The sequence below is a fragment of the Pseudomonas sp. 10S5 genome, from assembly GCF_035019745.1.
Lineage (GTDB): Bacteria > Pseudomonadota > Gammaproteobacteria > Pseudomonadales > Pseudomonadaceae > Aquipseudomonas.
Window position 1 is genome coordinate 83323 of sequence record NZ_JASJVL010000020.1, and the last position, 15042, is coordinate 98364.

Sequence of the window (15042 nt, forward strand, 5' to 3'; positions counted from 1 at the left end):
AAATTATTCGATGACGAGAATGGCGTCCATTTCTACCAGCGAGCCTTTTGGCAGCGCAGCAACACCGATCGCAGCCCGAGCCGGGTATGGTTGATCGAAGTATTTGCCCATGATCTCGTTAACCTTAGCGAAGTGGCTCAGGTCCGTCAGAAAGATATTCAGCTTGACGATATCCTTGAACGAACCACCAGCGGCTTCGGCAACGGCTTTCAGGTTCTCGAATACTTGTACCGTTTGAGATTCAAAGCCTTCAACCAATTCCATGGTTTTCGGGTCCAGTGGGATCTGCCCGGACATATAGACGGTGTTGCCAACTTTAATCGCCTGAGAATACGTGCCAATGGCCGCAGGTGCTTTATCGCTGGTGATAACTGTCTTGGTCATGAAAAACTCCTTGGGATAGTTTTTGGCTACGCGCGCATGCGAGTGATGCGAATCACTCCAGTCAGCGCGCGTAGTTTTCTGATTACACGCGCCAGGTGCACACGGTCGTGCACGCTGACTACCAGTTGGACCACGCTTATACGGCCGTCGCGTTCGTCCATGCTGATTTTTTCGATATTGCCGTCTGCGGCGTTCACGCTGCTCGCCAACAACGCGATAAGGCCGCGTTGGTGTTCCAACTCGACGCGCAACTCGACGTTGAATTCGCCGGTGACGTCTTTGGCCCATGACAACTGGATGCATTTTTCCGGGTTGTGTCGGAGTTCACTGATATTGCGGCAGTTGTCCAAGTGCACAACCATGCCTTTGCCTGCAGACAAATGGCCGACAATCGGGTCGCCCGGGATCGGTGTGCAGCACTTGGCATAACTGAGCACCAAGCCTTCGGTGCCGCGAATCGCCAGCGGGCCCTCCGAGCTTGGTAATTGCTCGGCATCACTGGTCAACAAGCGGCGGGCAACAACATAAGCCATGCGATTGCCCAAGCCGATGTCTTCGAGCAGGTCTTCAATAACCTCCACTCGGTACTCGGTGAGGATCAACTGCACTCGCTCTTCCGGAATCTTTTCCAGGGTGCTGTCGAAACCGTTGAGTACCTTGTTCAGCAGGCGTTCGCCCAGGCTGATGGACTCAGAACGGCGTTGAAGCTTAAGGGCGTGGCGAATGTGCGTGCGTGCTTTGCCAGTGACAACAAAGTTCAGCCATGCCGGGTTTGGGCGTGCGCCGGGCGCGCTGACAATTTCAACCGTCGAGCCACTTTGCAACGGCTCGGAGAGCGGTGCCAGGCGACGATTGATCCGACACGCAATGCAGCTGTTGCCGACATCGGTGTGCACCGCGTAAGCAAAGTCCACCGCCGTCGAGCCTTTGGGCAGCTCCATGATTCGGCCTTTAGGCGTGAATACGTAAACCTCGTCCGGAAACAGGTCAATCTTCACGCTTTCAATGAATTCCAGCGAATTACCGGCACGCTGCTGCATTTCCAGCACACCCTTAACCCACTGGCGGGCGCGGGCATGGGTGCTTATCGGCAGCTCATCACCGCTGGATTTGTACAGCCAATGCGCGGCAATCCCGTTGTTCGCCATCTCCTCCATTTCGCGGGTGCGGATCTGGATTTCGATGGGAACGCCGTGCATGCCAAACAGCGTGGTGTGCAGAGATTGGTAACCGTTGGCTTTGGGGATCGCGATGTAATCTTTAAAACGCCCGGGCAGCGGCTTGTACAAATTATGCACAGCACCAAGCACGCGATAACAAGTGTCGACCTTGTCAACGATGACCCGAAATGCGTAAACGTCCATGATTTCGTTGAAAGCCCGGCGTTTGCCGCGCATCTTCTTGTAGATGCCGTACAGGTGTTTTTGTCGACCGCTGACTTCGCCTTCGATACCGTCCACCGCCAGGCAATGGCTCAGGGACTCTTCAATCTTGTTGACCAGCTCTTTGCGGTTGCCCCGTGCGCGCTTGACCGCTTGACCGATACGTGAGGATCGCATCGGGTACATCGCCTTGAAGCCAAGGTCTTCGAACTCGATACGGATGCTGTGCATGCCTAGGCGGTTAGCGATGGGCGCGTAGATTTCCAGCGTTTCTTTGGCAATCCGTCGACGTTTTTCGCCTGACAGGACTTCCAGTGTGCGCATGTTGTGCAGCCGATCGGCCAGCTTGACCAGGATCACCCGAATGTCGCGGGCCATGGCCATGGCCATTTTCTGGAAGTTTTCGGCTTGAGCTTCGGCTTTGGTTTCGAAGTTCATCTGGGTCAGCTTGCTGACGCCATCGACCAGTTCGGCCACGGTCTCACCGAATTGCGCACAGAGCGCTTCTTTGGCGATTCCGGTGTCTTCGATTACGTCATGCAGCATGGCCGCCATCAGGCTTTGATGGTCCATATGCATGTCGGCAAGAATATTCGCAACCGCTAAAGGGTGCGTAACGTAGGCTTCGCCGCTGCGGCGACGTTGGCCGTCGTGGGCTTGTTCGGCGTAGAAATACGCTCGGCGGACCAGGTTGACCTGGTCTTTGCCGAGGTAGGTCGACAGGCGATCGGCGAGGGCGTCTATGCTCGGCAAGGCACTACTCCTCGCTGAAGGCGATAACCCTTTGCCGTACTACGTCGACCGGGCATAGGCTTAAATGGCCTCGTTGGACTCGTCCTCGAAGGCCGCGAACAGTGGCTCATCTTCAACGATTTCGGCTTCAGCGATGACAGCGTAACTCATAAGGCCGGCCGCGATTTCGCGCAGAGCCATAACGGTAGGCTTGTCGTTTTCCCAAGGCAGCTTAGGTTCTTTACCACCGGTAGCCAACTGGCGGGCACGCTTGGTAGAGAGCATGACCAGTTCAAAGCGGTTAACGACGTGGTCTAGGCAGTCTTCAACGGTCACGCGGGCCATGGGTATTCCTCGTAGCAAATGCAGTATGCGCGGTGCCCGGATGGGCGAGCGGACTCGATAGTTTAAAAAAACACCAGCGTTTAGGGAAGGGGAGATTTCATAAGCTTCAAGTTTTAAGGTACAGGCGGCCAGTAAAAGCGTCTTAAACACCGCCAACTTGAGGCTTACAGCTTACGTCTTGATGCTCCTAACCTATGCCAACAACTGAGCGAGCAAATTACCAAAACGCTGCTGTTGCTGTTTCTGATGCAGCTGGTTGGCGCGGAAGATCGCTTTAAGGTCTTCAAGCGCGGTGGCGAAGTCGTCGTTGATCACGATGAAATCGTATTCCACGTAGTGACTCATTTCACTGACGGCTTCATGCATGCGTCCTTCGATGATCTCGTCACTGTCCTGGCCTCGGTTAGTCAAGCGCTGGCGGAGCGCCTGTTGAGTCGGCGGCAAAATGAAGATCGAACGAGCGTCGGGCATTAACTTGCGTACTTGATCCGCGCCCTGCCAGTCGATTTCAAGAATCAGGTCGTGACCTTCATCCAGCGTCTGCTGCAAGCGACTTTGCGATGTGCCATATAGGTTGCCGAACACTTCAGCTTGTTCGAGAAAGTCGCCGTGTTCGATCATTCGCACGAATTCGGCTCGGTCGACGAAGTTATAGTTCACATCGTTGATTTCACCGGGGCGCATGGCCCGCGTGGTGTGTGAGACGGAAACACGAATCTGCGGCTGGGCGTCGATCAGGGCTTTGACCAAGCTGGTTTTGCCCGCGCCAGAGGGTGCAGAAACGATATAAAGGGTGCCGGTGCTGTGGGTCATGTCGGGGTTGCCTTACTCAATATTCTGCACTTGTTCGCGCATCTGCTCGATCAACACCTTGAGGTTGACCGCTGCCTGAGTGCTGCGCGGGTCGAAGGCTTTGGAGCCTAATGTGTTGGCTTCGCGATTGAGTTCCTGCATCAGGAAATCCAGGCGCCGGCCGGCCTGTCCACCTGCCTTCAAGACGCGGCGTACTTCGGAAACATGGGTGGCAAGGCGATCCAGTTCTTCGGCGACATCGCTCTTCTGTGCCAGCAGCACCATTTCTTGCTCAAGGCGCTGCGGATCAAGCTCGGCTTTCATGTCGGCGAAGCGATCCAATACTTTCTGCCGTTGCGTGGCGAGCATCTGCGGAACCAAGACACGCAGGGTCGCTACCTCTTCGGTGATGGATACTAACCGTTCGTCCAGAAGTTTAGCCAAGTCCGCACCTTCACGGCCTCGCCCCGCTTTTAACTCGGTCAGCGCTTCGTTGAATACGGCGATTGCGTCGTTGTTCAACGATTGCGGATCGCTGGCATCTGCCACTAAAACCCCAGGCCAGGCCAACACTTCCAGCGGGTTCAAGGGTGCGGGTTGCTTGATCAGGCTGGCGACCACTTCAGCGGCGGCTACCAATTGCGCTGCGCGATCACGATCTACTTGCAGTGGTTTGCCAGCGGTTTCCTCGGTAAAGCGCAGCGTGCATTCAACCTTGCCCCTCGACAATCCCTGACGCAGGGCTTCGCGGACGGCGCCTTCAAGATCGCGGAACGACTCCGGCAAGCGCAGGTGCGGTTCTAAATAGCGATGATTAACCGAGCGCAGCTCCCAGCTCAGGGTGCCTTGGGCGCCAACCCTTTCGATCCGGGCAAAGGCTGTCATGCTGTGCACCATGGGGAATACCTCTTTTACGCGAGCGGAAGAAAACTGCCATGGCCGGTAAATTGCCCAATAAATGTAATAAAAAGCCGCCAGGCTGTGAAGGCGCGCGATTGTAGCGCAGTGCAGTGGATGCGCCCAAATTGACGCGGTGGCAAGGTGCTGCCAAACGCCTATTCCGACTCCGCAAGCAGGTCAGAATCGGACCAATAGCGTTTTAGCACTGCCCACACCGGGTTGTGATCACTATAATGCTCGGCAGATTTCCGTCTTAGTACAGGTATTTCAAATGAAACGTCCAAGTGGCCGCGCTGCCGATCAGCTGCGCTCGATCCGCATCACCCGTAACTACACCAAGCATGCCGAAGGTTCGGTACTGGTCGAGTTCGGTGACACTAAAGTGATCTGCACAGTCAGCGTCGAAAACGGTGTGCCGCGGTTCCTTAAAGGTCAGGGTCAAGGTTGGTTGACCGCTGAATACGGCATGCTGCCGCGCGCCACTGGCGAACGCAACCAGCGTGAAGCGAGCCGTGGCAAGCAAGGCGGGCGAACGTTGGAAATCCAGCGTTTGATTGGCCGATCCCTGCGCGCAGCGCTAGACATGTCTAAATTGGGTGAAGTCACGCTGTATGTCGATTGCGATGTGATTCAGGCTGACGGCGGCACTCGAACTGCCTCTATCACAGGCGCCATGGTTGCGTTAGTTGACGCCTTGAAAGTGATCAAGAAGCGTGGCGGCCTCAAAAGCGGCGACCCACTCAAGCAGATGATCGCTGCGGTGTCGGTGGGCATGTATCAGGGCGAACCCGTACTCGACCTCGACTACTTGGAAGACTCTGCCGCTGAAACCGACCTCAATGTGGTGATGACCAGCACTGGCGGCTTCATCGAAGTGCAGGGCACGGCTGAAGGTGCACCGTTTCAACCTGAAGAATTGAACGCCATGCTCGCCTTGGCGAACAAAGGCATGACTGAACTGTTTGAACTGCAGCGCGCAGCACTGGCTGACTGATCCGCCTCCTACAAGTGATCGACAACAGTTCAGCGCCCACAAAAAAGCCGACACGGAGTCGGCTTTTTTGTGGGCGACGGAACGTTAAATGGTCAACGTCCAGTCGTAATCCACGATCAATGGAGCATGCTGTGAAAAGCGAGGTTGACGCGGTAAGCGCGCGCTGCGCACGAAGCGGCGCAAGCCCGGAGTCAGCAACTGGTAATCGAAACGCCAACCGAGGTTGAGCATTTCTGCCTGTTCGTTATCCGGCCACCAGCTGTACTGATCACCTTCGCGACTGACTTCACGCAGCGCATCGACATAACCCATGGTGCCGACAATCTCGTCCATCCAGGCGCGTTCTGGCGCAAGGAAACCTGGAGATTGCTGACTGTCGCGCCAGTTCTTGATATCAAGCTTCTGTTGCGCAACGTACAACGAGCCGCAGTAGATGTACTCACGGCGTTTGCGTCGTTGTTTGTCCAGGTAGCGAGCGAAGTCGTCCATGAGCTTGAATTTTTGATTCAAGTCTTCATCACCGTTCATCCCGGAAGGAAGCAGCAAGGTCGCAATACTGACTTTGTCGAAATCTGCTTGCAGGTAACGCCCGTAACGGTCGGCTGTTTCGAAGCCGAGCCCGCTGATTACCGCTTTCGGTTGCAACCGCGAGTAAAGCGCCACGCCACCCTGGGCAGGAACTTCAGCTTCGCAGGCATAAAGGAAATAGCCATCCAGTTGGAAGGCTGGGTCGTCCAGTTCAAAGGCGGAGGCGCGGGTGTCCTGTAGGCAGATGACGTCGGCATTCTGAGCTTGCAGCCAACTGAGCAAACCACGCTCGACTGCGGCCTGAATGCCATTTACGTTCACACTGATGATCCGCATAAATGGCCCCAAAAATCACGTGCGTGTATGATACCCGAGCTCTACCTAATTAGCTAAATCCGTGGTATTTGGGGCTTTTTTCATGCATGAGTATCAACGCGACTTCATCCGTTTTGCCATCGATCGTGGGGTTTTGCGCTTCGGTGAATTCACGCTTAAGTCCGGGCGCATCAGTCCGTATTTCTTCAATGCGGGGCTGTTCAATAGCGGTTCTGCTCTGGCGCAGCTAGGCCGTTTCTATGCCGCAGCAGTGGTCGACAGTGGTATTTCTTTCGATGTTCTGTTCGGCCCGGCGTACAAAGGAATTCCTCTGGCCGCCGCCACAGCCGTGGCGTTGGCTGAACATCACCAGCTCGATCTGCCGTGGTGTTTCAACCGTAAAGAAGCCAAGGCCCACGGCGAAGGTGGAAGCTTGGTCGGCGCGCCTCTTACCGGCAACGTGTTGATTATCGATGACGTAATCACCGCCGGTACCGCCATTCGCGAAGTAATGCAGATCATCAAAGACCAAAACGCTACGGCGGTCGGGGTACTGATCGCGTTGAACCGCCAGGAACGAGGCCGCGGTGAGCTGTCGGCCATTCAAGAAGTTGAGCGCGACTTTGGTATGCCAGTCGTCAGCATCGTGTCGCTGAATCAAGTTCTGCAATATTTGGCCGATGATGTACAACTAAAGCAGCATTTGCCGGCGGTCGAGGCCTATCGCAAGCAGTACGGAATCTGAGGATAGTGTCTATATGCCCAAGCTGAGCGTGTACGGATTAGTTCTGGCGTTGTACGTTGTGGCTGGGCAGGCAGCGGAAAAGCCTCAGATCTTGTTCTATCGCTACGTCGACAGCAAAGGTGGGGTTGTCCTTGATCGCCAAGGCGTGCCACCCGAGTACGTGGGCAAAGGCTATCAAGTGCTCAACGAGCGCGGGCGCGTGATGAAAGTAGTGCCCCCCGCGCCGACTGCCGCCGAACTTGTACAGCAGCGTGCCGATAAGGCCCAGGCCGATTCTGACGCTCAATTGCTGCGCCTTTACAGCAGCGTCGCCGACGTCGACAACGCCAAAGCCCGCAAACTCGCCGAGTTGGACGCACTGGTCGCCGTTGCACAAGGCAATCTACAGAACCTGAGCGCTCAGCAAAGCAACCTGCAAAGCCAGGCGGCGGACCAGGAACGAGCGGGGCGGGTTGTGCCGCAATCGTTAGTCGACCAGATGAAAAGCCTGCGAGACGACCAGAACAACATCAAGGCCGAAATTGTTCGCTACCGGGATTCGCGTAAGCAGGTGGACACCAGTTTCGCGGTGGACCGGGTGCGGGTGCAGAAGTTAGTGCCGTGATGGGCGTTGCTGCGGTTATTGGATAAGCCACCACCCGCATGAGCACACACGTAACAGTTGGAGGAGCGAGCCTGCCCGAGATCGGCTGTGCAGCAGTCATTCATTACAGCCATCCCAGTGGCATTGTTCGAAGTGGGTGCATGTTGGGGCGTACAGTTTAGCGATTCTGATTAAGTCATCTATTTGGTCTTTGGGTACAAATGCTTGAAAGCAAACATACTGCTCTTCAAGGGTCCTGCTGGGGTCCCAATGCGCTGTAAATACAACGAGCTTTCGTTTTCTATCAATGACGATCCAATCTAATTGGTCCCAAGTAAATCTAGTGTATTTAATTTCTCTTTTCCAATTTAGAAGGGATTTGGAGGCTAGAATTGCCATGCCTCCGGGGCCTGCCAGTAACCAGATTCCGGACGGCATGACTGCGATCAGGCAAACGACAAGGAATATGCCTATGCCCACCGTCCACCTGAAAAAAATATTGATGTTTTCAGGAATGTCAGCCCAGTAATTGGCTTGCCCGCCAACCTCAGTGATGCGCATCTTATAAACGTTTTTTTGAAGAACTACTTTTTTCCAAAAAAATATCCATATGCAAAGGAACAAAATAGCAGAGTCGGTCTGCGTGTCTTCTGTTATCGCAGGTCGGCCGGTAAAGTATTCGTAGACAATAACTCCAAGGGGTAAGCTGAAAACTACAGCCATCATTATATTACCTGCCAGGGTCGGGTGCGGCAGGGCCTTGGTTGTCCATGCCATAAGCTCTTTCCCTCCAAACAGAACTATTGCATTGAGCGGCGTCCGACTATCTGCTTGAAAGTAGGGCTGATCCTCATCAAGCTTATTCATGCTTTTCTTCCAATGGGGGACGACAAGAACCGTTACTCATTACAGCCGTCCCAGTGGCATTGTTCGAAGTGGGTGCATGTTGGTGCATGAAATTTAGCGATTCTGATTAACTCATCTATTTGGTCTTTGGGTACAAATGCTTCAAAGCAAACATACTGCTCTTCAAACGTCCTGCTGGGATCCCAATGTGCTGTAAATACAACGAGCTTTCGTTTTCTATCGATGACGACCCAGTTAAGTTCTTCCCATTTAAAGTCATTGTAGCGAACTACTCTTTTCCAATTTAGAAGGGATTTCGAGGCTAGAATTGCCATGCCTCCGGGGCCTGCCAGTAACCAGATTCCCGACGGCATGACTGCAATCATGCATACGACAAGGAATACGCTTATACCGACCATCCATCTGAAAAAGAACTTCATGTTTTCAGGAATGTCCGCCCAGTAATTTGCTTGACCGCCTACTTCAGTGATACGGACTTTATATACGTTTTTTTGCAGAGCACCTTTTTTCCAGAACAACAGCCATAGGCAGAGGGCAAAAATGCCGCAACCGAGAACTGGGAGGTCACCTATGACGGCCTGGTCGCCAAAATAGCCGTAAAAGACCACCCCGATGATGATGGCGCACACTGCGCCCATCACTATATTGATAGTCCCCACTGGATGCGGCAAGGCCTTCGTGGTCCAAGTTCTAAGCACTTTCCCGCCGAATAGCTCTATGGCGTTCAAGGGTAAGCGGCTATCTGGTTGGAAGAAGGGTTTATCCTCATCAAGCGTGTTCATGCTTTTCTTCCAGTGGAGGATGACAAAAATCGTTACTCATTACAGCCGTCCCAGTAGCATTGTTCGAAGTGGGTGCACGTTGGTGCATGAAATTTAGCGATTCTGATTAGGTCATCTATTTGGTCTTTGGGTACAAACGCTTCAAAACAAAAATACTGATCTTCAATCGGATCGTCCGCATTGTAGTGGCGTGTGAGCACGACGACATTTCGTTTTCTGTCAATGACAATCCAATTCACTCTATCCCATTTGAATTTTGTGTAATTTATTTCTCTTTTCCAATTTAGAAGGGATCTGGAGGCTAGTATTGCCATGCCGCCGGGGCCTGCCAGTAACCAGATTCCCGACGGCATGACTGCGATCATACAAACGACAAGGAATACGCTTATACCGACCATCCACCTGAAAAAGAACTTCATGTTTTCAGGAATGTCCGCCCAGTAATTTGCTTGACCGCCTACCTCAGTGATGCGGACTTTATATACGTTTTTTTGCAGAGCACCTTTTTTCCAGAACAGCAGCCATAGGCAGAGGGCAAAAATACCGCAACCGAGAACTGGGAAGTCACCTATGACGGCCTGGTCGCCAAAATATCCGTAAAAGACCACCCCGATGATGATAGTGCACACTGCACCCATCACTATATTGATAGTCCCCACTGGATGCGGCAGGGCCTTCGTGGTCCAAGTTTTAAGCACTTTTCCGCCGAACAGTTCTATGGCGTTCAACGGTAAGCCGCTATCTGGTTGAAAATAAGGCTGTCTTTCTTCACTGTTGTCCATGCTATTCCCAACCCGGTACAGCAAGAGCGGTCGCTTCATCTCGGCCACCCAGAGTTTGAACTTGTATATTTTTGGTATCCAAGCTGCTCATAAGCGTATCTTTTTCATCCGTAACACCTTGTTCTACCAATTCCAACTGGAAGCGAAATCCGCGATCACCCTCGGCGTTGGCCAGAATTTCCGCGGGATACCAAACTTGAGCTTCAATAAACTGGGCTTCTACGGTTAGGGGAACCCAAGCTTGCCAGATAATACCTTCGCCCCCCGAGGGTATGGGATGACAGCTTTCTATTCGTTTTTTAGCTCCACTCTCGCTTGGCGTATTACCGAGTAGCGAGGGGTCGATAATTTCGCCGTTATCGATAAAGGATTTTTGCAGTGAATGACCTGACTTCTCAACGGTGCCCACGTAATAGGGGCGATGGCTAGCTATCAAATTCACTTGAATCACTGATCCCTGAAGTTCCGTTGGGATGAGCAACTGAACCCATGCTCCGTTTTGGATGGGTATCTGTTCATGGCCTTTTTTGTAGGTATATCGTTCAATATATTCATACGTCGGTTTCACATGGAGTGTCGGGCTTAGTTGTATTTCCAAAAATGATCTGTTTTCTTCCAAATGGGTTATTTGACTTCCAGCTAGATCTTCAGGGTGACGTGACCATGAGCCCTTTCGCAGCCATTGACCAACGGCATCGCGTTTCAAGTAATTAAGTGCAAGCGTGGCCAAAAGATAAATTAAACCAACTGCAAGTGCACCCCCAGCGATGTAAGGATTCATAGCTAGCGCCAGCAACGCAGGGTTTCCAGCGAGAGCCATGCTCCCCGCTGTCAGTTGCAATATCCCTACAAGTGACATCCCCACAACGGCTCCAGCTTTTATCCACAGCAATTTTTTATCGCCCAACGAACTCGCATTTGTTATGTCGTCTGAAATGTCCCAAGTTTCTGTAAAGGTCGCCACCAAAGTAAACGCACCCAATCCCACCAGTCGAGCACCGAAACCACGTATGAGCGTTCCCCACCCCGGCTGTCTCTGACTCCAAAAACTAGCGCGCCTTTTTGTGATTTTTTCCTTTTCTCCATCAACAACCGTACTCAAATCCTTCATCACCCCCCACTTCGTCTCCACAAACAACCCCATCAACGCACTCCCGGTATACGCCGCCGCCGATGTCAGCTTCACCCAGTCTTTCTCACTCAACTCCCCATCTTTCGACAGGTCGCGATAAACCAGCGCGGTATTAATCAAGTTAGAAATGATCACGGCGTAGGTAAACGCTCCAGCGTTGAGGCCGCGTTTTTCGCTCCAGGTGCGGACTCCGTTGAGCCAATTATCGGCAGCGAGGCCGCCGCGGGCGAGGGAAGCGGCGATGCCTTCCTGGATGGATTTGAGGTACGGCGAATGTTCGAACTCAAACAACAGCGGTAGTTTTAGAGCATGGACTTTGAGGGCGTTGTCCGCGTCAGCCACGGCGCGGCCCAGGCTGCGGGCGTTGTAGGTGTCGCGTTGGTAGGTGAAGCGATACTGGGCGCCGTTTAACCCAGCGCGTAATTGGTTCATCTCCTGTTTCCACTGCATGAGGCGTTTGGCAAAGTCAGGGACGGACTTGAGTACATTGGGATGTCCCATCAGGAAATTGCCGATGGCCAGGTTGCGCAGCAGGGCGCCCAAGTGCGGACTTTTCCCACTGGCCAAACGGCTGTCCGCAGCCAATAAGGCGAGCAGGGTTTTCTCCAGAACGTGTTTGCCAGCGCCTTTGACCAGATCGCCCATGGCCTTGAAGGTGTTTTGAATCGGTTCGCTCAGGGCCTTCATCCAGGGGTGGCTGGCGATGGCGTCGTGGCCCAGCAACGCGTTCAGTTCGCTGGCACGACTGAACAGCCCATTGATATCGTTATGGTCTTGGATCAGGTCGTTAACTTGCGCATCGAAAGCGGCTTTCAGGCCGACGGAAAATCCGAAGCGGGCGACGCCGAACAGCGATTTGGCGTGCAGTTCTTCTTCCATCATCCAGTGCGAGGTCGTCAGGTCCTGGCCGAGGATTTCCAGCAGGCCCGCGATAAGGCTTTGCAGGTAGAGCAGGCTGTCGGGGTGGGTGGTGTCAACGAACAGTTTTAGCGGTTCGGTGCCGATGTGCTCGGCCCACGTCCTGAGGTCGTGCTGGGTTTTTGAGAGCTGCTGGCGCAGGGCATCACGCCGGGGCTGCTGGGTTTCGGCAAAGCTGCGTGCCGCGACATGATCGGCTTGCAGGCGCCACTTTTGCCGGTTCTCCCAACTTTCGCGCAGCTTGGGGTCGGGCCGACTGTGGAATTTCCAGTAGATCTGATTGCCGATTTCGGTGGACGGCAGGGCGTTCAATCCAAGGATCAAGCCGGTGCCGGGGGTCATTGCTCCGGAATCTTCCTCAAGTTTGAGTTGTTCGAAGTATTTTTCAGCCAGGGCGACGTATTCCCGGGTCGCGCTTTCATCCTTGAGCGCCGACTTGGGGAGCAGTGATCGATCGCTGCCGGCGCCGCAGAGTTGCTCGACAATCCCGGCAATCCCCAGTTTGTGCCCGTGCTCGTCCTGCCATTCCTGAAAGGCGGCTTGGTCGGCGGCCAGTTGCATGCCGAGGTCTTCCATCACTGCCAAGGGGTCGTTGAGAGCGATAAGCACTGAACTGAATTTGTCGTCGACGGTGCCGGTCCAGATCACATCGGCGGCCAGTGGTACCTGGTGTCGGGTTTCACCAAGGCCGCCGATGGCCTTGGGTGGATGGGCCGAATCGGCAAAACGACCGTCGTGGGCAATCGGCCAGGCATCGATGTCCGCTACAGCTTTCTTCGCCAATTGCATCAACGGCAGAGCGTGGGGCACCGACAGGCTGCGGCTGTAATCTTTCAGGTCCAGCGGCTGCATCCACTGTGCGCGATCCTTGGCGTGGGAACGCAAATGCTCACACGTGCGCCAGGTCCATTGCTGGGGCGAAAAGGCGATGTACAGTTGATGGCTGCGCGGGTAAAGCAAGTGTGTCTGGCGAATGCCTCTGTTTGAATTAGAACGTTGATCCAAACCGGTCTCGGACTCGTCCCAAAGGATGCGCGTGAGGAGGGCGGTAACCGCCGAATATTCGTACTCGTGCAGAGTGTTGGCGGTTTCATCAAAGACATAAACATAACCCTCACGCAGTTGGCGCAGGGTGTAGGTGCGGGTTTTTAGCGAGGGTAAACAGGCCCATTTTCCGCGTGGGCTCAGCGGGGTGAGCGCGGCGGGATCGACGTCGTAATGCGAGCGATCCAAGGCGTAGCGCATCGGCACGATGGCGATTTCAGGGTTTTTGAACGGGCATGACGCTTTGGCCGCCGCTGGCGTATCAGTGAACAGAGCGTCGCGCCGTTCTTGCAGATTGCCGGTTTTAGCGAGCATGAATGAAGTCCCTGTGCATATGGCGAAAAATGTCGAATGCTTTGATACGCAACTCGGGTGACAGGCCCGGATGCTCGGGGTCGCGGTCAAGCCAGGTTTGATAGCGGCCGTCCCTTTGATCTGCAAAGTCGGAGCCCATGTCCAGGCTTATTTCGGCCCAAATGATCAGTCCACGTTCGGTGAACAATCCCCAGGCAAGCCCGCTATCGATCGTTGTTTGCATCCAGTCCGATGTTTGCTGATTGTTCATGGCTGCAAAAGAGTCGGGGCGGCGGCTGTTTAACCACTGGTAAAAACGGTCCTCCAGCTGCCAGCGTTGCGCCCGTGCAAGCGCTGCCAGCTGTGGATAGTCGAGAAAGGCAACGTTCGGCGTCCACGACGATTGGGCTTCAACTCGGCTAAACCTCTGCCAGGAACGTGGAGACGGTTCTTGCCAGCTGTGTGTCGGACGGCCTACCCACCAGTGTTCGATAGGCCCCAGCCGTTCAGCCAGTTGTGAGTCCGAGAAGCTCGACAGCCAAAAAGACGCGACCAAGGGATCGGAAAACCGCAGCAAGCCGTTGCCGCCCCATGCGTCGGGGGGGCAAATGAATTGCCGCAGATGGTTGGCCACGACGTTCAGCGGCTTCGTGCTGTACAGCAACGTTGAATCTTGTTGCTTGCGAGGTTCATTGAGCCATTGCGAGACGAGCCGGCTGTCCGCGTCCAGCTGGATCAGAATCGGTCCCTGGTCGCGTAGTTCACTCCAGCGGCCCCCCGAGTACAGCGGATTGGCCTGCGCGGACTGATCGTCCTTGAGTCGCTCAACCAGCGCGCCCGGACGTAGCGCTCCATCGATCAGCAGGTAGTTGGCATGCTCAGGGCTGCTCATGGCGCCTTGTCCTCTTCCATTTCACAGACTTCGCAATGGGGAGGTGCCTGCTCCAAGAGCTGCTCGATGGCCGGCGCTGAAATCGGCGTGACCGGTGGAATAACGTCGGCGCCCAGAGCGTCTACGCCCTCGGGTGGCAACGGCACAGCCGGTGTTCCCGGCAGAGGAACGCCACCCAGCAGGATCGGTACGCTGGAAAATATGCCCGCAGGGCTGAGGAAAAGGTGCTGTCCGCCCGCTTCCAGTGTCAGGGTGGTACCGGCATCAATGATCAAGTTGACGCCTGCCATGAGGTGCACCTCTTGACCCGCCTCTACAGACAGCCCTTCGGTGACTCGGGTGTGGCTCGCACCCGTGACGTGTAGGTGATCACCCGCCAACAACTGCACCTTACGGTCGCCGGTGATGGTCTGGTGGTGTTCAGCTTCGAGCACTGAAACGCTGTCACCCTTGATCGTTTCCAAGCGCTGGCCGCGCACTTCAAGGCGGCTGTCGTTCTGAACCAGTTGCTCCATATCGCGCTGGGCACGCAGGTAGACCAACTCAGCGCCGTTGCGGTCTTCAAAGGAGACTTCGTTAAAGCCCTGGCTGGCCTTGGAGCTGCGGCTACGGAACACGCTTTTGGTTTTGT

General features: G+C 54.5%; 15 protein-coding genes. 3 read left to right on the forward strand and 12 right to left on the reverse strand.

Annotated features, from left to right (window positions below):
• Positions 1–3: 3 nt before the first annotated feature.
• From QN378_RS19695 to QN378_RS19715, 5 genes are all read right to left on the reverse strand, one after another.
• On the reverse strand, positions 4–384 hold the full coding sequence (locus QN378_RS19695) for a RidA family protein (protein WP_322206127.1): 381 nt from the start codon (positions 382–384) through the stop codon (positions 4–6).
• A gap of 26 nt (positions 385–410) precedes the next feature.
• Positions 411–2519 (reverse strand): bifunctional GTP diphosphokinase/guanosine-3',5'-bis pyrophosphate 3'-pyrophosphohydrolase, encoded by a 2109-nt coding sequence (gene spoT, locus QN378_RS19700; RefSeq protein ID WP_322206128.1) that lies wholly within the window; start codon positions 2517–2519, stop codon positions 411–413.
• A 60-nt stretch (positions 2520–2579) separates the two neighbouring features.
• Complete coding sequence (rpoZ, locus tag QN378_RS19705) at positions 2580–2843, reverse strand: DNA-directed RNA polymerase subunit omega (protein ID WP_322206129.1); 264 nt, start codon at positions 2841–2843, stop codon at positions 2580–2582.
• Between the two features lie 192 nt (positions 2844–3035).
• Positions 3036–3656, reverse strand: a complete 621-nt coding sequence (gene gmk, locus QN378_RS19710; RefSeq protein ID WP_323548837.1) for a guanylate kinase — start codon at positions 3654–3656, stop codon at positions 3036–3038.
• 12 nt (positions 3657–3668) lie between these two features.
• On the reverse strand, positions 3669–4532 hold the full coding sequence (locus QN378_RS19715) for a YicC/YloC family endoribonuclease (RefSeq protein WP_323548838.1): 864 nt from the start codon (positions 4530–4532) through the stop codon (positions 3669–3671).
• 274 nt (positions 4533–4806) lie between these two features.
• Between QN378_RS19715 and rph the strand changes: the two genes are divergently transcribed.
• Entirely contained in the window at positions 4807–5529 is a 723-nt protein-coding gene (gene rph, locus QN378_RS19720; protein WP_323548839.1) for a ribonuclease PH, read from the forward strand.
• 84 nt (positions 5530–5613) lie between these two features.
• Here the strand turns inward: rph and QN378_RS19725 are convergent, their stop codons facing one another.
• Positions 5614–6393: an exodeoxyribonuclease III gene (locus QN378_RS19725; RefSeq protein WP_219063057.1), complete on the reverse strand. Its 780-nt coding sequence runs from the start codon at positions 6391–6393 to the stop codon at positions 5614–5616.
• 82 nt (positions 6394–6475) lie between these two features.
• Between QN378_RS19725 and pyrE the strand changes: the two genes are divergently transcribed.
• Both pyrE and QN378_RS19735 read left to right on the forward strand, forming a co-directional pair.
• Positions 6476–7117 carry an orotate phosphoribosyltransferase gene (gene pyrE, locus QN378_RS19730; RefSeq protein ID WP_323548841.1) on the forward strand — a complete coding sequence of 214 codons (642 nt, stop codon included), beginning with the start codon at positions 6476–6478 and terminating at the stop codon, positions 7115–7117.
• Between the two features lie 13 nt (positions 7118–7130).
• Positions 7131–7721, forward strand: coding sequence for a DUF4124 domain-containing protein (locus QN378_RS19735; RefSeq protein WP_323548842.1), 591 nt, complete (start codon positions 7131–7133; stop codon positions 7719–7721).
• Positions 7722–7817: 96 nt separating this feature from the next.
• Here QN378_RS19735 and QN378_RS19740 read toward each other — a convergent pair whose 3' ends face one another.
• From QN378_RS19740 to QN378_RS19765, 6 genes are all read right to left on the reverse strand, one after another.
• Positions 7818–8567, reverse strand: a complete 750-nt coding sequence (locus tag QN378_RS19740) for a hypothetical protein (protein ID WP_322206135.1) — start codon at positions 8565–8567, stop codon at positions 7818–7820.
• Positions 8568–8599: 32 nt separating this feature from the next.
• Entirely contained in the window at positions 8600–9349 is a 750-nt protein-coding gene (locus QN378_RS19745; protein ID WP_323548844.1) for a hypothetical protein, read from the reverse strand.
• Positions 9350–9381: 32 nt separating this feature from the next.
• On the reverse strand, positions 9382–10131 hold the full coding sequence (locus QN378_RS19750) for a hypothetical protein (protein ID WP_323548846.1): 750 nt from the start codon (positions 10129–10131) through the stop codon (positions 9382–9384).
• Between the two features lies 1 nt (position 10132).
• Complete coding sequence (locus QN378_RS19755) at positions 10133–13540, reverse strand: T6SS effector BTH_I2691 family protein (RefSeq protein WP_323548848.1); 3408 nt, start codon at positions 13538–13540, stop codon at positions 10133–10135.
• Positions 13530–14411 carry a DUF4123 domain-containing protein gene (locus QN378_RS19760; RefSeq protein ID WP_322206141.1) on the reverse strand — a complete coding sequence of 294 codons (882 nt, stop codon included), beginning with the start codon at positions 14409–14411 and terminating at the stop codon, positions 13530–13532. The genes QN378_RS19755 and QN378_RS19760 overlap by 11 nt, the downstream gene beginning before the upstream one ends.
• Positions 14408–15042: bacteriophage T4 gp5 trimerisation domain-containing protein (locus QN378_RS19765; RefSeq protein ID WP_416350649.1), on the reverse strand; the 635-nt coding region annotated here is incomplete at its 5' end. The genes QN378_RS19760 and QN378_RS19765, both read right to left, overlap by 4 nt.